Here is an 18,087-nt window from a genome sequence, read left to right on the forward strand (position 1 = left end):
CGGCAGGTGGCATACCCCTCTTGACTCCGCGAATACGCCCTTTGTTCTCGGGGCAGGATCGCCATAATGGGTATGGGAATCACACTCTTTTCCTTTCACGAAAGAACATCTCATTGGGCGGAAAACTGAATCGTGTAACTGGGGCACTCATTCTCTCCACGGCATTGTCTCTGACCGCGTGCTCGCCTCAGGGGCCCGATCTGCGAGGAGCGATCGGCGATTATTACCACTCCTCGGAGTCCGTACAGAATGAGCTCGGCCATCCGCTCAAACCTCAAGAGTGCGATCAGGCGGAGGGCGGATGCTTCCAAGAATTCGACCATGGCCGCATCTATTGGTCTCCCACCGCCGGCGCGGCTCATGTCCGGGAAGGGCAAATCTCTGAGTTCTACAACCAGCACGGGGGCCATGCGGGCCGGTATGGCTACCCCCGAGGGCCGGAGCGCTGCCCGCACCGCGGGACCTGCATTCAGAGCTTCGACCACGCCGAGATCGCATGGTCTTCTACCCATGGCATTCAGGTCCTGACTTCGGATGCCATTCGCAAGTTCTACGACGGCGAGCACAGCGCGGAAGGGCGACTCGGGATTCCGGTCTCGGCGGAAGAACCGGCCGGGGACTCCGGGACAACACAAACCTTTTGGAACCAGGCGGACGACAAGCAGTACTTGGTCGCATGGAGTAGCTCGACCGGGGCGCACGCCGTCGAGACCACCGGCGCGATCGGCAAGAAGTGGACGGAGCTGGGAGCCGCTGGCGGCTCTTTGGGACTCCCAACCTCGGAGGTGTTCAGCAACCTGCCCTACGGGGGCAGGTACCAGGAATTCCAAGGCGGCCGGACGTATTCCTCCCCGGCAACCGGTACGTGGACGGTCGCCTCGAATACCATCCAACAAGCCTGGGACGAGGATGGAGGGGAAGGAGGTCGATGGGGTTATCCCACCTCGGACGAGCACTCGACCCCATTTGGGATCCAGCAGAATTTCCAGGGCGGTATCGCCCGGAAGTACGAGAACGACTCCGTCACGTTCCGGACCTATGAGCAAGTCCAGCCCGACGGGATCAGCAAGACCATGGACGCCGAAGCCTCCGCCCTCGGGCTCGGGCGAGCGCTCGGGGCTGCGGCCAAGAGCGCTCTGGATACCTATTCGAAGCAGTACGAGCGTGCGGTCATGGTGTATTCGGACCGTTACGGGGGCGTCGCCCTGTCCAAACGGGTCTTCGACGTCTGGTCCGCCAATCCGAACCCGCACGGCCTGCCGCACAGTCATTCCGGGGACGGCGATACTCGCCGAACAGCGTTCCAACATGACGCGCTGGCCTTCGACGTCGACCATGACCTGGTGCGCCGAGTGGACAGAACCTTGGGAACCGGTGACGCACTGGTATTCGGCGATTCCCAGGTCGCTCCGGAGAACAGCTGGATCCGGCAGGGCATTTCCAGGGCCGGGTTCACGGTCGAGGCGAGCCAAACCGCATACCCGAGCATTGGTTTCACTCGAAAACAACCATCGGGGAGTTATTCCGGCGGCGTCCTGGACAATTATTGGACTCTTCCCCTCGGGGACCCGGAGGTCATTTACCTCCAAGGCTCCGGGAACGACGTCTACGTGCGAGACAACGAACGCGTCAGACGTGACGCCACCCGGACAGTTCACAAGTTGAAGGAGCTGTACCCCCGCTCGACGGTCGTCCTCAGCGGCATCGTGACCGAAGACGTTCCGGAGCACAGGAGCAGGGATGAGCTGTCCCGCGTCTACGAACAAGTTGCCGAGTCCGAGAAGATCCGATTCCTCCCCCTGAAGGGGTGGACCACCATCTACCAGGGTGCTCCGTTGCTCTCGGCAGACCATATCCACTTCACGGACGCCGGTCATGATCACATGGCCGGTCCCTTCACGGAACAATTCCGGAAGGCAATCCGTTAGATGCATGAGCTCATTGACTCCATCGGCCCCAATGCGAAAGATGGACGCCGTGCGAACAGCGGTGGCATTCAGCCTGTTTGCACGGAATGATGGGATCGAATCGTAGATGGAGGAGAACATGTCGGACCTGACCGAGGTCGAGGTCTTCATCCCGGCTGGGGGCCCCGAGGAGACTGAACGCGAAGAGTTCCTCGACGCGGCGGCCGAACTCGCGGAACAAGGGTACCCGATCACGGTGTACGTCCGTGGCGAGGACGAATGGGCCTTCGAAGAATGCGAACACGTGGCGGACATGCTCGAGGCATCCGGGGACATGGTCCTGCCCATCACCCTTCTGGGACCACAGATCGTGGCTTCCTGGATGTACCCAACGTCCGAGCAGATGCGCAGGTTCGCGAAAGCTCAGGAGCCCAAGCGCAAGGACCCACGTTTCAGCGCCGCCGCGGCCGCATGCGGCCCAGGCGGCCGCCAGGTTCCCGGCGGCGGGCAGCCCTCGGAGAAACCCGCCCCAGCGGGTTTTGCTGCTGTTCTGGCCGGAGTCCCCGAAACCCCTCGGGGCGGCCCCGATATGGGCGCCCGGCGCAACCTCATGGGCGGAGACATCGGCGACGGGGTACCGACATCGACCACCGCCGATTCCGCGGGCGCTGAGCACGCCTCAGGCGGTTGTTGCGGCGGATCCTGCGGGTGCGGTGGCCACTAAACCGTCGGTGTCCACAGAGTGCTACCCCTGAGCCGACGAGGTGGGCCAAGTAGTGTGGGGCAAAACATCGACTTGAAGGAGTGACCATGAAGTTCTTCCCGAACAAGAACAATCGTCGTCCGGAATGGCAGCTCTCGCTGTCGCCCGAAGAAAAGAAGAAACGTCAGTCCCAGGCGCGCGAGCGCAAGCGTGGCGGAACCGCGCGACGCGGCCGGAATCGGGCGGGACGGGTTGCTCCCAGTTCGGCCGTCACCGCAGGCCGGAGCCGAGGGCCCAACCCCACGACTGATACCCGCCGGCACGATGGGTCGGACAAGCGCCCGGCCCGGAAGACGGGAGGGTTCTTCCGCGATTCGACCATCGCTTTCGCTTGGGGCTTCGCGGATGCGACGGTGTGGTGTATTTCCCCAGAGGTGTGGACGTCCAATGTCGCCCTCAAGAATCTGGCCCGGGGCGGCGCCATCACGTGGGGCGCCCTCGCCGGCACCCTCGCGGGAGGGGTCTGCACGTACAGAATCGCTCAAGAGGTCGGAAAGCGCGAGAATGCCCAACGGTTGCTGCGCATCCCCGGCATTTCCGCAGAGACTCTTCGCCACGCGAACGCCGAAGTCAAAGAAGACGGCGCTCGGGCATTGGCGTCGGGCGCGGTCGAAGATCTCCCGTACAAGGTTCACGCCAGCGCTTTGGGCATCCAACAAGCCCCAATGGGCGAGTTCCTGTTCTGGTCCGCCGCGAGCCGCATGACGCGGATTGGGATCGTCACCAACGGCGTCGCCGTACTCGGGAGCATCTCGCATTCGATTGCTCCGCGGTTGACCAAGGCCGTCGGCCCTCTGGTCCTCAATGCGGGCTGGGCCGCGTACTACGCGTGGCGCTTGTCCAAAGGCTCCAACACGAAAAGCTGGTCATAGGCCGACCGGTTCCAGTAAAGGCATGACGTGGCGATTGCGCCCCGCTTGATCGCACAATGCGGTGCGCAATCGCCACGTCGTCGAAGCAAACGCGGACCTGCCCCTTTCGGGTCAGGCGCGTCGTTGCTTGAGTCCTCGACGCACCACGGGCCAGAACAGAACCAGGATGACGACCGCGATCAGGCTTGTCCACACCTGGGTCCGGCCGTCGGCCGTGGTCAGCATGACGGTCAGGACGAAGGCGACGCCAGCGAAGAGCACGTAATTCAACACGGGATGCAGCCACACCTTGAGCTTCAGGCCGTCCCGTTCTTCCTGGGTCATTTTTCGACGCAGATTCAGCTGCGTCAGGGCGATGAATACGTAGACGAACAACGCCACGAGGCCAGCGGAGTTCATGATGAAGTCGAAAACGCCCGATTCGGGTGCCGCGAAATTCACGATGGTGGCCACCACCCCGCCCACCGTTGAAGCAAGAAGAGCCATGTACGGAACACCATGACGGGAACGCGCCGTAATCGCTCTCGGGGCAAATCCTTGGTCCGCGAGGGCCGCAAACATTCGGGACGCGGAATACAGACCCGAGTTCAGCACGGAGAGCACGGCCGTGAATATGATCAGCTGCATGACCAGGGCTGCGCCCGGAACACCGAACTTGGCGAACGCGATCGTGAACGGCGCCTGCGTCACGTCGGTCGGAGCAGGCAGCTCGTTCCACGGGATCACGGTGGTAATCACCAGGACCGCACCGACAAAGAACAACAGGATGCGCCAAATGACGGTCGAGGTTGCTTGGCGGATACCCTTGGCCGGGTCCTCGGACTCGGCCGCCGCCATTACAGCAATCTCGGTTCCGAAGTAGGAGAAAATCACCAGGGCTACGCCGGTCAGTGCCGCTCCGTACCCATGGGGCGCAAAACCGCCGTGCTCCCACAGGTTGCCGACGGAGAACTCGGCATGCGGCCACAACCCGAAGGCGAACAGCACTCCGACGCCCAGGAACACCACGATCGCGATGACTTTGATGCTCGCGAGCCAGAATTCGACCTCGCCGAAGGTTCGCACCGAGATCAAGTTGGTTCCTACGAACAATGCCAACAGGAAGAACGAGGCCGCCCAGGCAGGTACGGCAGGGAACCAACCGTGAAGGGTTTCGCCGCCGAGCACTGATTCATAGGCGAGAACCCCCACCCAGAAATACCAGTACAACCAGCCGACCAGGTACGCCGCCCAATCGCCCAGCCCTTCTCGGGCGTATTCCATGAACGAACCGATTGCGGGACGGGCGGCAGCCATTTCCCCGAGCATCCTCATCGCCAAGAACACCAGGAGCCCGCCGATGAGATAAGACAGCACGGAAGCGGGCCCGACGGCCCGGATCACGTTTCCTGACCCGACGAACAAGCTCGCGCCGATGATCCCTCCGAGAGTGATCATGGTGACGTGCCGAGAACGCAGCTTGCGCGGAGAGGATGCGGCGTCGGGACCGTTCGAACCGCGTGATGTTTTGCCGTGATGGACCGTCGAGCCCATGGATGTCTGGGGCGATACCCGGTCGTCGTAGGGTGAGTGACTCATGGCTTGGTTGGCTTTCTTTGAGTGATCATGAAGCGGTGCTCGGCCCATTTCACCATGGACCGAGCACCGAGCTCGCACGTGACGGTTCGGAACTAGACCGAACGAATACCTTCGACCAGGATCCCCAGCGCCTCGTCGAGCAGCTCGTCGCTGATGGAAAGCGACGGGAGCAGACGAACGATGTTGCCGTAGGTTCCGCAGGTCAGGATGGCGACGCCGCGCTCGAGGCAGTATGCGGCGACGTCCTTCGCGGCGGAGGGGTGGGGTTTCTTCGAACCCGAGTCCGCCACGAACTCGATGGCCATCATGGCGCCACGACCGCGCACCTCGCCCACGATGTCGAGCTCATCGACCAACGGTTCGAGCGCGGAGCGGATCGCCTTTTCGATCGCCACGGCCCGGTCGTTGAGGTTCCACTCCTCCATGGTTTCGATCGAGGCCAGGGCCGCGGCGCAAGCGACCGGGTTGCCACCGTAGGTGCCTCCCAAACCACCGGGGCCTACGGAGTCGAGCAGGTCGGCGCGACCGGTCACGGCAGAAAGCGGCATACCGCCGGCGATGCCTTTGGCCAGGGTGATCAGGTCCGGCTGAACTCCCTCGTGGTCCACGGCGAACCATTTGCCTGTGCGGCAGAAACCCGCCTGAACCTCGTCGGCGATGAAGACAACGCCGTTTTCGCGAGCCCACTCGGACAAACGGGGCAGGAATCCCTCGGCGGGAACAATGAACCCGCCTTCACCCTGAATCGGCTCGATCAGGATCGCGGCCACATCCTGGCCGCCGATCTGCTTCTCGATCTGCGAGATCGCGCGCTCTGCGGCTTCCTTGCCGTCGATCTCGGCAGGCTCGCGATAGGGGTAGCTCATCGGCACGCGATATACCTCGGAGGCGAAAGGACCGAATCCGCGCTTGTACGGCGCGGCCTTGGCGGTCAGCGCCATCGTGAGGTTGGTCCGGCCGTGATACGCATGGTCGAATACGACGACGGCGTTACGGCCGGTCGCAGCGCGAGCCACCTTGACCGCATTTTCAACGGCCTCGGCACCCGAGTTGAACAGCACGGAGCGCTTCTCGAAATCGCCCGGGGTTACTTCGGCGAGTTTCTCGGCCACAGCCACGTACCCCTCGTAAGGAGTAACCATGAAGCAGGTGTGAGTGAAGTGCTCGGCCGCCTCCTGCACGGCTTTCACGACCTTGGGAGCCGAGGCGCCCACGGACGTCACCGCGATTCCCGACCCGAGGTCAACAATCGAATTGCCGTCGACGTCGACGATCACGCCTCCGTCCGCATCCGCAGCGTACACGGGGACGGAAGAGGCCACGCCTCCCGGAACGACCTTGGAGCGGCGCTCGGCAAGTTCTTTGGACTTGGGTCCGGGGAATTCACCCGTGAGGCGAATTTCCTGCGGGAGCCGGTAGCTGATTTCAGTCATAAGTGGATGATCCTTTTGACGAGGGGGAATGATTAAGCGCTGATGTCATGCATGACGTGCTTGACACGGGTGTACTCCTCGACCGCGTACAAGGACAAATCCTTGCCGTGGCCGGAATCCTTGAATCCGCCGTGCGGCATTTCGGCGGCGAGCACGACGTGGGTATTGACCCACACGCAACCGAAATCCAAGTCACGGGAAACACGCATGGCCGTACCGTGATTGCTGGTCCACACGGAGGAGGCCAGAGCGTAATCGACGTCGTTGGCCAGTTCCAAGGCTTCCTCCTCGCTCGAGAAGGTCTGCACCGTCAGGACGGGCGCGAAAGTTTCCTCCTGAACGATCGGGTCGTCTTGGTGCACGCCCGAGATCACGGTCGGCTCGATGAAGAACCCCTTGTCGCCGAGCTGCCGACCACCGCATTCGACGGTTGCGTGGTCGGGCAGGTTCTGCAATTTGCCCATCACCGTGTCGAAGTGATTGACGTTGTTCAAAGGACCGTAATAGTTTTCGGCGTCGTTCTCGGAGCCGGTCTTGGTGGCCTTGGCTGCCTTGACCAGGAGCCGAGTGAATTCCTCGGCCGCAGATTCCTCGACGAGAACCCGCGTGACGGCGGTGCAGTCCTGACCGGCGTTGAAGTATCCGAATTCGGTCAGCATCTGCGCGGTGCGCTCGAGGTCGGCGTCGGCGAACACGATGGCCGGGGCCTTGCCGCCCAACTCGAGGTGAGTCAGTTTCAGATCCTTGGCCGCGGACTCCGCGACGGAACGCCCCGCACGGACGGAACCCGTGATGGCCACGAGTTGCGGGGTCTTGTGCGAGACCAGTTGGGCACCGACCTTGCCGTCGCCCAGGACAATGTTCACGACCCCTGCGGGGAAAATCTCCGAGATCAGCTCCGCGAGGACGAGCGTTGACTCAGGAGTGGTGTCCGAGGGCTTGAGCACGACGGTGTTGCCCGCGGCCAGGGCAGGTCCGAGTTTCCACACGGCCATGTCCAGCGGGTAATTCCACGGGGTCACCTGCGCGACCACGCCGATCGGCTCGCGCCGGATGTACGAGGTGTGGTCCTCGACGTACTCGCTGGCACCTTTGCCCTCGAGCGTACGGGCCGCTCCGGCGAAGAACCGGAACTGGTCCGCACCGCCGACGATTTCCTCGGACTTGATCGCCTCACGGGGCTGGCCGGTATTGCGGTACTGCGCATCGGCAAGGCGGTCGGCGTTGGCCTCCATCGCATCGGCGAGGTCCAGGAGCATCTTCTGGCGATCGGACGGAGTGGTGCGTTTGAAGCTCTTGAACGCTTCCGAAGCAGCAGCGAAAGCTGCGTCGATCTCTTCCGACGTGGAAATCGGCGATTCGGCGACCTTTTCGCCCGTGACCGGGCTGACGATATCGAGCACATCCGTCGAGGAAGACTCGACGAATTCTCCGTTGATGAAGTTCTTAAGGCGGTTGACCATGTCGGCTCCTTCTTGTTGGGGTGTGCTTTCAGGGTCGGATCAGGCTCCGTCGCCGTTACCGACCGGCGTAGGGATCCTTGATGCCGATGTACTGGGTCGTCGTGTATTCGGCGATGCCTTCGGCCCCGCCTTCACGTCCCAGTCCGGACTGTTTGACACCGCCGAACGGTGCGGCAGCATTCGAGATGACTCCTGCATTGAAGCCCATGAGGCCGTACTCGAGGTGATCCGAAACGCGGAACATGCGCGAAGTATCCTGCGTATACACGTAAGACGCGAGGCCGTATTCGGTGTCGTTGGCCAACTCATATGCCTCCTCTTCCGTCGAGAAGGTAATGATCGGGGCCACCGGTCCGAAGATCTCTTCCTGGATGACCCGGGCGTCCCGCGGCACATCCACCAAGACCGTGGGTTCAAAGAAGTATCCCGCGCCCTCGCCAGGTTTTCCGCCGACCAGAATGCGGGCTCCGCGCTGGGTCGCATCTTCCACCAGTGCCGTCACGGATTCCTGGGCCTTCTTCTCGACGAGGGGGCCACAGGTGACTCCGTCTTCGAGACCGTTTCCGACCTTGAGGGCACTGATTTTCTCGGCGAATTTCTTTCCGAATTCCTCGGCCACGGACTCATGGACGATGAACCGGTTCGCCGCGGTGCAGGCCTCCCCGATATTGCGCATCTTTGCGCCCATCGCGCCTTGGACGGCATCGTCGATGTCTGCGTCTTCGAAGACGAGGAACGGGGCATTCCCCCCGAGCTCCATGGACGTGCGCAGAACATTGTCTGCGGCTTTGACCATCAGCTGTTTGCCGACCGGGGTGGACCCGGTGAAAGATACCTTGCGCAAACGCGGATCTTCCATGATCGGATTGGAGATCGTCGACGCCGAGGCTCCGGAAACCACATTGAGGACACCTGCGGGAAGGCCCGCGTCGATCATGGTTTTGGCAAAGTATTGGCTGGTCAAAGGGGTTAGCCGGGCAGGCTTGAGCACCATCGTGCAGCCCGCTGCCACGGCCGGGGAAACCTTGCGAGTGCCCATCGCCAAGGGGAAATTCCACGGCGTAATGAGTAAACAGGGCCCAACCGGCTTGCGGACGGTTAGCATCCGGAGGTTTCCTTCCGGAGTTGGCGCGTACCGGCCGTAATCGCGCACGGCCTCCTCGGAGAACCACCGAAGGAACTCGCCGCCGTAGGCGACCTCACCACGTGCCTCGGGCAATGGCTTACCCATTTCAAGGGTCATGAGAGTCGCGAACTCCTCCTTGCGCTCCTGAACCAGGTCAAAAGCACGACGGAGGATATTCGAGCGCTCACGAGCGGGCGTCGCGGCCCATTCGGCCTGGACTGCGCACGCTGCGTCCATCGCGGCACGGGCATCATCGCTCGTACCGGACGCGAGGGTTGCGATCGTCTCGCCGGTTGCGGGGTTATCGACCTCGTACGTGGAACCGTCAGACGCTTCGCGCCACTGGCCACCGATCAATAATCCTGTGGGAACTTGGGCCAATAACTGATCAATATCGATGGCCATGGAACCACACCTCTTTCACGTGTCCTACGGCACGAAGTCTACCGTAGTTAACCAATACTCAATTTTTGTTTCATGCCCCTCAGTTCCCGCCGTTCCGGGACTGTTGCGGATTCACCGCTTTGAGCTGACCTGTCCAGGGCTGGGCCTCGGAACCGTACCGTCCGGGGTGGTAGTCCCGCGGCACCACGACGATGGGAATGGGCAGCTTCGACAGGATCTTCGACGTAGTCGTGGAGAGGAAAAGCTCTCCCTTTTGGGCCAGCTTGGAGGATCCGGCCATGAGGACCGCGCCCTGCTCCCAATCGAGAGATTCGACGGCTTCCGATATTCCTCGGCCGTGTCCGACGACGACCCGTAGCTTTTCGGGCTCATCCGGCCTGACGCTGGAGTCGGCAACCAACCCCTCGACGGCTTCCTGCACCCGACCCTCGTCGTCTTCCGCAGAACCATCCACCATGCACACCAATCGCACGGGGATTCCGGTCCGATTGAGCGTCGCAATGGCTTCCTCAACCAAACCGATCGAGTCGTATTTGGGACTCACCGCACAGTCGATCGAGGTGATCGACGCGGAATTCTCGTAATTACGAGGCGCAATAATGACGGGCAATGCGGCACGGTGCAGCAACGCGTTGTCGACGGAGCCAATGCCGTGCCACAGCCAGGAGCTCTTCGAAGAGCTTCCGACGACTATGGCACCGGCATTGACGACCTCGGCCATTTCCATCAGACCGGTCGCGGCGTTCACTGAACGGCGAATGTGGTATCTGGCGACGACGTCGTCCGGAACCATTTCCGCGGCCTCCTGGAGCCACTCCTTGGCCTGGTTCTTGACGAGGTCGGCGTAATTGCCGGGTCCGCGCAGGGCCCCGGCATACGCATCCTCGGCTTTCAGAACGAGAACCACGTCGAGTTCGGCACCCATTGAGCGACCCAACGCGACGCCCAGGTTCAGAGCTTCCCTACCGCGGCGGTTTGCGGAATAACCAACGATGTATCTCATAGTGAGTCCACAATATCCGCAGCTGTCTTCAGACCCATACGAATTGCTCCGTCCACGTGCTGATACCCCTCGGCGGCAATATCCGAGCAGGACCAGTGGATCGGTCCCACGGGCTCACCCTGGTCCTTGCCGTACCGGTGGAGACCACCCAGGTCGTAGCTGGCCGCGTAGGCTCCGCGGGTCCATTCCTCGGCGCCCCAGTCTGACTCGTAGTAGACCACGGGATTCTTGGCTTCTTCGCCCAGCAATTCGGCCATCGCGGCCAGGATGGCTTCCTTGCGCTCTTCCGCCGAGATCTCGAACATGCGGTCAGCGTTCTCGTCGGAGACGAAACCGACGAGCGTTCCGCGGGATTCTTCCTTGCCGGTTTCGGGGTCGTAGTTGGTGTTGTCGTAGATCTCCTGGACCAACGAGTTCGCGGCGAACGCCGTACCGGACAGGCCCTTTTCCCGCCAGAAAGGCGTCTCGTACACCGCGTGAACCTTGATGACCAGGCCCAGGGACTGGTGCTGGTGCAGCTGATGCTGGCGTCGAGGCAAGGCCGGGACGTAGGAGATGCGGCTGTATAGGTTCGGCGGAACCGCAACGATGGCCCGCTTCGCCCGCACAATGACGCCCGAACCACTGGCCCGGCCGTCTTCCGAGAACTCTTCCGCCTCCACCAGAACCGGGTATTCGGGGTCCTCTTCCTGCCACCGAAGGACGCGCACGGGATGCCCCGTGATGACGTCGCTGCCCAGCCGTTCGGCAAGGGCAAGAGAAACGGACTGCATTCCGCCGAGGACGCGCTTGTCGAGGATGAAGTCCTCGTCCACGAGGTGCGAGAAGGACCCGGCAGAGGCAGCCATGAGGACAGCTTGGAGCGCGGAGAAAGCGTGAGACGGCTTGGTCAACATGCCGCCCGCGATGAACAGGCCAATGTTGTTGCAGGCTTCTTCGTCCGAGGACTGCTCGCGCAGCCAGTGATGGAAGGAGATCGTATCCAATTCGCGCGCCTTGGGGTGAGCCCACGGCTCGGTCGGCCCGATCTCCGTGGCCAGGCCGTCGAGAATCTCGATCAGACGCTCCATCTCGCGCTCGGTTTCCGCGGAAACCGGGAACATCTCACCCGTGTACCGGGTCACGGTGCCGTTAGGGGAACGGTAGATGTTCTCCCCCTCGCGGTACCGGGAAAAGGTCTTGAGCCCTAGATCGTCAACCAATTCGGTGAGCACGGTCTGGTCCGGGGAAATCCATTGGCCGCCGATCTCGAGGAACGCGCCGTCGATGACCTGCGACCACGTGCGTCCTCCCACGCGCTCGCGAGCCTCGAGCACCGTTACGCTTTTGCCCGCTTTGCGCAGTTCAGTTGCGGCGGCCAAGCCGGAGGGTCCGGCACCGATCACGACAACCTCGGACTCGCGGACGGGCCACTCGGATTGCTGAGGATTGTGAGGGTTGGCACTCATGTTCAGACCTTTCGTGAGGTGGGGAGTGAATAAACGAATGTCTTTCGTTTATGGTAACGGTGAAGAAGAATTTTGTGAAGTGTGCCGCACGCCAGAGGCCTGTCGGGCGTTGCAGCGGCGCGCGGGTAATGTCGTCTGCGTGATGGAAAAAGCTACGAGAAGGCCTGGCAGGCCTGCCCAGACGATCCTGACCTCGAAGAACATCGTGCACGCCGCGCGGGAACTTCTGGAATCCCACGGGGAGAGCTTCACCATGACCATGCTGGCCAAGCGGCTCGGAGTCGCCGTCTCGTCGCTGTACAACCACGTGGCCTCCCGAGACGAGGTCTTCGCCAAGATCTCGGACGATGTGGTGCGCGGAATCGACATCACCGAACTGGCAAAACTCGGCAACCGCACGGACAGCACGGGAGGCAGGGCCGAGGCGGCCTCGGAGTGGCGCTCGGCCACGGAGGCCTGGGCACGGTCCTATTTCGAAGCGTTCGCGGCTCAGCCATACGTCGTCGCGACGCTCGCCCTGACCCCGGTGGCCGAGGCACCCCAGACGCTGGCGATGTACGAAGCAGTGGCACAGGCGTTCCTCAAGGCCGGCTGGCCCGAGGCCGAAATACTGAGGGTCATCGAAACCCTCGAGTCCTTCCTCCTCGGCACGGCCCTGGACGCCGCGGCTCCCGCAGACATCTTCAACCCGGGAAAGCTCAGCCCGGAGTTCACACTCATGGCCCGCTTGCAGAAGGACAGAGAGCACCTCAGCGGCCCGATGGCCGCTGAGCAAGCTCTCGACCTCGGGCTTCCGAGCCTCCTGGACGGTCTGGAGCAACGCCTGCGAACCCATCTCCCAGTGGCCTGAATCAACGGTGTGCAAGGGCAAATGCCCATTACGCACGGTCCACCGCCCCAGGAGCCACTTCGATCTCACCGCGGAAGAAGGACGGAATCAGACGCGAGAGCACAACCATGACGACGAGGCCCAGCACGATCATGCCGGCGCCCAAGTAGAAGACCAGACCGATTCCGAACAGCGATGATCCGGAACCGTACGACGGGTCGAAAGAATCGATCGTCGTGCGCACGAAGAAAATCAGCAGAAGGATCCCACCCAGCAACGGCCCCAGAAGCTGGGTACAGAAAGTCCGCAGGGACCGCCGGGAAGACCGGCGGAAGTACCACACGCACGCGAGCGCCGTCAGCCCGTAGTAGAAGCACACCATCAGGCCCAGAGCCGAAATCGTATCCCAGAGGACGTCTTCGGAGACGAATCGCATGATCGCGTAGAAGACGGCGGCGACGACGGTCGAGGTCACGGTTGCTGTACTGGGTGTCTGGAATTTCGGATGGATCCGGGACAGCCCCTTGGGAAGGGCCCCATAGAAGCTCATGGACAACATGGTGCGGGCCGGGGAAACCATGGTCGACTGCAGAGAGGCAATCGAGGACATGAGCACCGCGATCGACATGAGAATACCGAGCGGGCCCAGAACAGGGGTTGCCAGGGCAGCGAAGACATTTTCCTGGATGTTCCCGTTGGTCAGTCCCAAATCGCCGTCCCCGACGCCCGAATATGCGAGGGTCGCACAGGCAACCAGAAGGTACAGCACGACGACGATAGCTATGACGAGCAGAGCCGCCCTGCCCGGCGTCTTGTCCGAGCCCTCGGTCTCCTCATTGAGCGTGAGCACGGTGTCCCAGCCCCAATAGATGAAGACCGACAGAGAGACACCCGCGGAGAATGCCGAGAAGGAGTCCACACCGAATGGGTTGAACCATTCGATGCTGGGCATATTCCCGTCGAATGCGGTTCCGTTGACGACGTGCACGATTGCGACGACGGAGAACCCGATCAGGATCAACAGCTGAAAACTCACGAGAAAAATCTGGAAGCGCTTGGTCTCCTCGACTCCCCTGTAAGAGATCAAACAGGCACCGGCCATGAAAACCAGGCACGTCACCACGTTGAGCGGGACGTTGCGTGTCAGGTCGGCGATCGCATCGTTGCGGAAAATCTGCGACAACAGCAGATAGAAGAAATCGACGCCGATCCCCGCAAGATTGGATAGCACCAGCACGGTCGAGGCCAAGAGCCCCCAGCCACCCATCCATCCGACCCACGGGCCGAACGCTTTGGTAGCCCAAGTGAAGGTGGTTCCGGAATCGGGCATTGCGGAGTTGAGCTCCCGGTATCCGAGGGCCACGAGGAGCATCGGGATGAAGCCGAGCAAGAAGATCGCCGGCAGATGAAAACCCACGACTGAGACTGTGGGCCCCAACGCACCGGAGAGCGTGTAGGCGGGAGCGATCGTGGAGACACCGATGACGGTCGCGCCCACCAGACCAATACTGGCGGCGCTCAGGCCTTTCGCTTGCTTCTTCTTGCCTTCCCCGACAATGGTGACGGCGGAGTCCGAACGCTGGACGATCGGCGACGTGGACGTGTGGATGGTGACACCGGAGCTACCGGAACGGCCGGGGTCTTTTTTCCGCTGCGAGGACGAGGACATGAGTTCCTCCTGGTGAGTCATTGGATTCGAATGATGGATGGGGCGCTTCCGCGCCAGGATGCGGTCAGCCCTGAAGTCGAGGCGTTCGGGGTGGAGCGGTCCGGCGAGGGCCGAGAGCATCGAAGGCAAGACCAATGCCCAGGAGATCGTTGTCCGAATACGCGCGCCCAGCGAATGTCAGCCCAACGGGCATCCCGGTATCCGGCATGGTCCCCATGGGGACGGTGACGCTCGGAATACCCAGGTGGCGCATGACCAGGTTTCCGTTGGCTACCCACACACCGTTGCGCCAGCCCAGGTCCGCGGATCCCGGATCCACATCCATATCTGCAGGGGCCACATCGGCCATGGCGGGGAACAGAACGGCGTCGAGGCCTCTCTCCTCCATCCAGTTCTCCAGGTCGACTCGGCGCGTTTCCTCGAGCCCCACGACCCCCTGCGCCAATTCGGGGATGTCCCGGAAGGAATCAATGGGGTTTTCGCGAATGAATGCGGGGTATTCGGCAATGTCGTCGTCGAACCCGTCGTATCTGTCCGGCAGGGCACCCTCGGGCGGGGGAAAGATCGTCTCGCCATCGACGGCCGCGAGTTCGGAGATCGCTTCGTCCCCGTTGGCGCGGAGGAAGTCGTCCCATGCCCACGCGGAAAGATCCAGGATCTCGCGATCCAGGTACTCAGGTTTGACCAGTCCACGCGTCCGAATTGTGGGCGCTCCGGGGCGGTCGCCCTCGTACCGGCTCACCACGGGGAAGTCCACCTCGACGACGCGCGCCCCGGCTTCCTCCAGATCTGCTCTTGCCTGCTGCCACAGTTCGACGACGCTCGCCCGTGTCTCGATCCGACGGCCCGTCGAGCCCCCGATTCCCGGCGCTCGGGCGGTTCCCGCTTCGGGATCAGCATTGATGTACATCCGGGGAACGCCCAGGGTCAGGCCGTTCAGGCGGTCTTTCGCTTCGGTCGCGTTCCGTGCGGCCAGAGGCAGGTAGGAGTCCGGCCGCACGCTCGAGGATGTGGGGATGCCGGCCCAGTCCTGGGACCGCCAGAAATCGCCACGGGAATCGGGGTCGTCCGCGACGATGACGTCAAGGACCTCGACGAGATCCGAGGCGGTACGAGTATGCGGGACCACGACGTCCATCGTGGGCACAAGCGGCCAATTGCCTCGCACTGAGATGACTCCGCGGGAAGGCGTATAGGCGAAAAGAGCATTGCATGAGGCGGGGGCCCGGCCGCTCGACCAGGTCTCCTCCCCTAGCCCGAAGGCCGCGAAACTGGCCGCGGTGGCGGTCCCCGAGCCGTTGGAGGACCCCGAGCCGAAAGCCGAGGTCAGCCACGCGGCGTTGTACGGGCTTTCGGCGCGACCGTAGACGCCGCGCTGCATTCCCCCGTTTGCCATCGGCGGCATATTGGTCAGGCCGATGCAGATGGCTCCCGCGGCACGGAGCCTCTCGATCGTGAAGGCGTCCTTCTGAGCGACCAAATCGACGAATGCGGGGCTCCCCGCCGCGGCGGTCAGACCCTTGACGAGATAGCTGTCCTTGGCCGTGTAGATGATTCCGTCGAGCGGCCCCAGGGCCTCTCCGCGAGCACGGCGTCGGTCGGAAGCCTGTGCTTCCGCTCTGGCTTCCGGGTTCCGCACGACGACGGCGTTCAGACCGGGCCCCGCGGAGTCATAGGCATCGATGCGGGCGAGATATTCGTCGAGAATCTGCTCACACGTGGCCTGTCCCGTCTCCATGGCCGCTCGAAGTTCGCGGATGCTGGCTTCTACGACGTCCACTCTTGTCACGGCCGATCACCCGCCGCGGGCTGCTGTTGGGTGATGCAGTGGATTCCTCCGCCACGGGCGAAGATCGGCCGCGCTTCGACGGACACCACGTCTCTGCCGGGATAGGCCTCGGAGAGGATTTCACGTGCGCGCCCATCGGCGCGACCATCCCCGAAGGAGCACGCGATGACGGCCCCATTGGCGACGTAATGGTTGATGTAACTCCAGTCCACGGGCCCGAAATCGTCGCTGATCCGGCTCGGCGCGGGAACGTTCACGATGTTCAGCGGGCGCCCTTCGGCGTCTCTCTGCCCTTCGAGCGAGCGGCGGATTTCCTGCGAGACGGCGTGATCCGGGTGCTCCGGATTTTCCTGAGAGTGCACGAGCACGGTTCCCGGGGAGGCAAAGCACGCGACGATATCCACGTGGCCGTTGGTTCCGAAGTCGTCATAATCCCTTGTCAGTCCCCGAGGAAGCCAGATGACCTTCCGTGCGCCCAGGGCCCGGGCGAATTCGGACTCGACGCGCTGTCGATCCGCGTACGGATTGCGGCGGGGGTCGAGCTGCACGGTTTCGGTCGCGAGGACAGTTCCCTGTCCGTCAGTGTGGATTCCCCCGCCCTCGTTGACCAGAACGGACGAGACGCGCTCGACGTCGGCGGTTTCCGCCGCGAATCGGGCCAGGCCAGCGGATTTCTCCCACTCAGCCCACTCATGGGCACCCCACCCGTTGAAGATCCAGTCGACCGCGCCGAGGCGTTGCGGGTCTTCGGCATCCTGGACAAAAGTCGGTCCGACGTCGCGCATCCAGAACTCGTCCACCGGCGCCTCGACGACGTCAATGTGGGCCCCCAGCATCCGCCGAGCGCGCTGAGTTTCGGAGGGGTCAGCGACCATTGTCACGGGTTCGAATTCGGCGATCGCCCGTGCGACCGCGGCCCAGGCTTCGTACCCTTCTTCCCGTTGGGTCTCCGAGGAACCGAGCGTTTCTCCGCTGCACGGAAAGGCCATCCAGGTCCGCTCGTGGGGAGCCGTCTCGGCCGGCATGTTCCAGGCCATGAGTCCTTCTCTTTTCTCTTCGCGCCACGTCCCAACGTGTATCGACGGCCGGCGAAGGCATCTCGTGAGTCCATTTAACGAACATGGTTCGTTTACGTTCTCAGCAAGAGTACATGTGATTTGGAATACTGTGAAGGCGATCATGTTACGGCGCTGTAAAAGATGAGCGCCCAGAAGCGAGAATCCGAGACGGGCCTGCGGTCCGAGGAGCGAGCCCTCGGACACTCAGGCGGAATCGACGACAGACATCCGGATACCCTGGTCGCGACCGAAGAGGGCCTTCCCCAATAAACCGACCAGCTGCTGGACCTCTTTGGCATCCAACTGGCCGAGGGTCCGCTCCTGGGCACGAAGGACCTGCGCCCGCGCACCCTTGCGCACCGCATCCCCCTGCGCCGTGGCCCGAATGCGCCGAATGCGCCGGTCCCGGGCGTCGGGAACGCGCTCCACCAGCCCCTCGCTCTCCAAACGGTCGACCAAAGCCACGATCTGACTGGGATCCAGCGTGAGCATCTCAGCCAATGCCTTCTGTGTTGGTGCTTCATTTTCCCCGGCGAGGCTGAGAACGCTGAACGATCTCGCGTTCAAGCCAAAGTCCTTCAGCTCGCGATTCGCATCGAGGGTGCCGATCGCGCCCAGCTTCTCCAGCAGAAATACTGCGTCGCCCGCGATTTCGGTGGATTCCAGGGGCGTCTGCCCTCCATGTCGGGGTTCACCGTCCGTTCGTTGCACATCACGTCGCTTGTTCATGAGGACATCATAGAA

Annotated in this window: 14 protein-coding genes; 4 read left to right on the plus strand and 10 right to left on the minus strand. The window is 62.5% G+C overall.

Annotation, left to right across the window (positions count from 1 at the left end):
* The first annotated feature begins 113 nt into the window (after positions 1–113).
* The 3 genes from EWV35_RS10875 to EWV35_RS10885 all read left to right on the plus strand — a co-directional run bounded on the left by EWV35_RS10875 (position 114) and on the right by EWV35_RS10885 (position 3,542).
* The gene (locus EWV35_RS10875) at positions 114–1,928 is read left to right on the plus strand and encodes a GDSL-type esterase/lipase family protein (RefSeq protein ID WP_129661772.1); all 1,815 of its coding nucleotides are present in this window, start codon (positions 114–116) and stop codon (positions 1,926–1,928) included.
* A 118-nt stretch (positions 1,929–2,046) separates the two neighbouring features.
* Complete coding sequence (locus tag EWV35_RS10880) at positions 2,047–2,631, plus strand: arsenic metallochaperone ArsD family protein (protein WP_238654420.1); 585 nt, start codon at positions 2,047–2,049, stop codon at positions 2,629–2,631.
* An 86-nt stretch (positions 2,632–2,717) separates the two neighbouring features.
* Complete coding sequence (locus EWV35_RS10885) at positions 2,718–3,542, plus strand: hypothetical protein (protein WP_129661776.1); 825 nt, start codon at positions 2,718–2,720, stop codon at positions 3,540–3,542.
* A gap of 111 nt (positions 3,543–3,653) precedes the next feature.
* Here the strand turns inward: EWV35_RS10885 and EWV35_RS10890 are convergent, their stop codons facing one another.
* From EWV35_RS10890 to EWV35_RS10915, 6 genes are all read right to left on the minus strand, one after another.
* Positions 3,654–5,120 carry an amino acid permease gene (locus tag EWV35_RS10890; RefSeq protein ID WP_129661778.1) on the minus strand — a complete coding sequence of 489 codons (1,467 nt, stop codon included), beginning with the start codon at positions 5,118–5,120 and terminating at the stop codon, positions 3,654–3,656.
* Between the two features lie 92 nt (positions 5,121–5,212).
* Positions 5,213–6,553, minus strand: a complete 1,341-nt coding sequence (gabT, locus tag EWV35_RS10895) for a 4-aminobutyrate--2-oxoglutarate transaminase (protein ID WP_129661779.1) — start codon at positions 6,551–6,553, stop codon at positions 5,213–5,215.
* 32 nt (positions 6,554–6,585) lie between these two features.
* The gene (locus EWV35_RS10900) at positions 6,586–8,016 is read right to left on the minus strand and encodes a gamma-aminobutyraldehyde dehydrogenase (protein ID WP_129661781.1); all 1,431 of its coding nucleotides are present in this window, start codon (positions 8,014–8,016) and stop codon (positions 6,586–6,588) included.
* Between the two features lie 55 nt (positions 8,017–8,071).
* Complete coding sequence (locus EWV35_RS10905) at positions 8,072–9,547, minus strand: NAD-dependent succinate-semialdehyde dehydrogenase (protein WP_129661783.1); 1,476 nt, start codon at positions 9,545–9,547, stop codon at positions 8,072–8,074.
* A 79-nt stretch (positions 9,548–9,626) separates the two neighbouring features.
* Positions 9,627–10,550 carry a universal stress protein gene (locus EWV35_RS10910; RefSeq protein ID WP_129661785.1) on the minus strand — a complete coding sequence of 308 codons (924 nt, stop codon included), beginning with the start codon at positions 10,548–10,550 and terminating at the stop codon, positions 9,627–9,629.
* A complete protein-coding gene (locus tag EWV35_RS10915) occupies positions 10,547–11,998 on the minus strand; it encodes a flavin monoamine oxidase family protein (RefSeq protein ID WP_129661787.1) in 1,452 nt (483 codons plus the stop codon). The genes EWV35_RS10910 and EWV35_RS10915 overlap by 4 nt, the downstream gene beginning before the upstream one ends.
* A gap of 142 nt (positions 11,999–12,140) precedes the next feature.
* On the opposite strand from EWV35_RS10915, the gene EWV35_RS10920 reads away from it, so the two are divergent.
* Complete coding sequence (locus tag EWV35_RS10920; protein WP_238654452.1) at positions 12,141–12,848, plus strand: TetR/AcrR family transcriptional regulator; 708 nt, start codon at positions 12,141–12,143, stop codon at positions 12,846–12,848.
* A gap of 28 nt (positions 12,849–12,876) precedes the next feature.
* Here EWV35_RS10920 and EWV35_RS10925 read toward each other — a convergent pair whose 3' ends face one another.
* The 4 genes from EWV35_RS10925 to EWV35_RS10940 all read right to left on the minus strand — a co-directional run bounded on the left by EWV35_RS10925 (position 12,877) and on the right by EWV35_RS10940 (position 18,072).
* Positions 12,877–14,517 (minus strand): APC family permease, encoded by a 1,641-nt coding sequence (locus tag EWV35_RS10925; RefSeq protein ID WP_238654422.1) that lies wholly within the window; start codon positions 14,515–14,517, stop codon positions 12,877–12,879.
* A gap of 43 nt (positions 14,518–14,560) precedes the next feature.
* Positions 14,561–16,285 carry an amidase gene (locus EWV35_RS10930; RefSeq protein ID WP_129661791.1) on the minus strand — a complete coding sequence of 575 codons (1,725 nt, stop codon included), beginning with the start codon at positions 16,283–16,285 and terminating at the stop codon, positions 14,561–14,563.
* Entirely contained in the window at positions 16,282–17,322 is a 1,041-nt protein-coding gene (locus EWV35_RS10935; protein WP_129661793.1) for an agmatine deiminase family protein, read from the minus strand. Before EWV35_RS10935 ends, EWV35_RS10930 begins: the two co-directional genes overlap by 4 nt.
* A gap of 225 nt (positions 17,323–17,547) precedes the next feature.
* Positions 17,548–18,072 (minus strand): MarR family winged helix-turn-helix transcriptional regulator, encoded by a 525-nt coding sequence (locus EWV35_RS10940; protein WP_129661795.1) that lies wholly within the window; start codon positions 18,070–18,072, stop codon positions 17,548–17,550.
* Positions 18,073–18,087 lie beyond the last annotated feature (15 nt).

It is taken from the genome of Rothia uropygialis, assembly GCF_004137765.1.
Lineage (GTDB): Bacteria > Actinomycetota > Actinomycetes > Actinomycetales > Micrococcaceae > Rothia.

Bases quoted from the DNA above. Each gene is read 5' to 3' on its own strand.
- EWV35_RS10880 (WP_238654420.1), top strand. From the start codon at position 2,047: ATGTCGGACCTGACCGAGGTCGAGGTCTTCATCCCGGCTGGGGGCCCC.
- EWV35_RS10940 (WP_129661795.1), bottom strand. From the start codon at position 18,072: ATGAACAAGCGACGTGATGTGCAACGAACGGACGGTGAACCCCGACAT.
- gabT (WP_129661779.1), bottom strand. From the start codon at position 6,553: ATGACTGAAATCAGCTACCGGCTCCCGCAGGAAATTCGCCTCACGGGT.
- EWV35_RS10925 (WP_238654422.1), bottom strand. From the start codon at position 14,517: ATGACTCACCAGGAGGAACTCATGTCCTCGTCCTCGCAGCGGAAAAAA.
- EWV35_RS10910 (WP_129661785.1), bottom strand. From the start codon at position 10,550: ATGAGATACATCGTTGGTTATTCCGCAAACCGCCGCGGTAGGGAAGCT.
- EWV35_RS10890 (WP_129661778.1), bottom strand. From the start codon at position 5,120: ATGAGTCACTCACCCTACGACGACCGGGTATCGCCCCAGACATCCATG.
- EWV35_RS10885 (WP_129661776.1), top strand. From the start codon at position 2,718: ATGAAGTTCTTCCCGAACAAGAACAATCGTCGTCCGGAATGGCAGCTC.
- EWV35_RS10935 (WP_129661793.1), bottom strand. From the start codon at position 17,322: ATGGCCTGGAACATGCCGGCCGAGACGGCTCCCCACGAGCGGACCTGG.
- EWV35_RS10900 (WP_129661781.1), bottom strand. From the start codon at position 8,016: ATGGTCAACCGCCTTAAGAACTTCATCAACGGAGAATTCGTCGAGTCT.
- EWV35_RS10905 (WP_129661783.1), bottom strand. From the start codon at position 9,547: ATGGCCATCGATATTGATCAGTTATTGGCCCAAGTTCCCACAGGATTA.
- EWV35_RS10920 (WP_238654452.1), top strand. From the start codon at position 12,141: ATGGAAAAAGCTACGAGAAGGCCTGGCAGGCCTGCCCAGACGATCCTG.
- EWV35_RS10915 (WP_129661787.1), bottom strand. From the start codon at position 11,998: ATGAGTGCCAACCCTCACAATCCTCAGCAATCCGAGTGGCCCGTCCGC.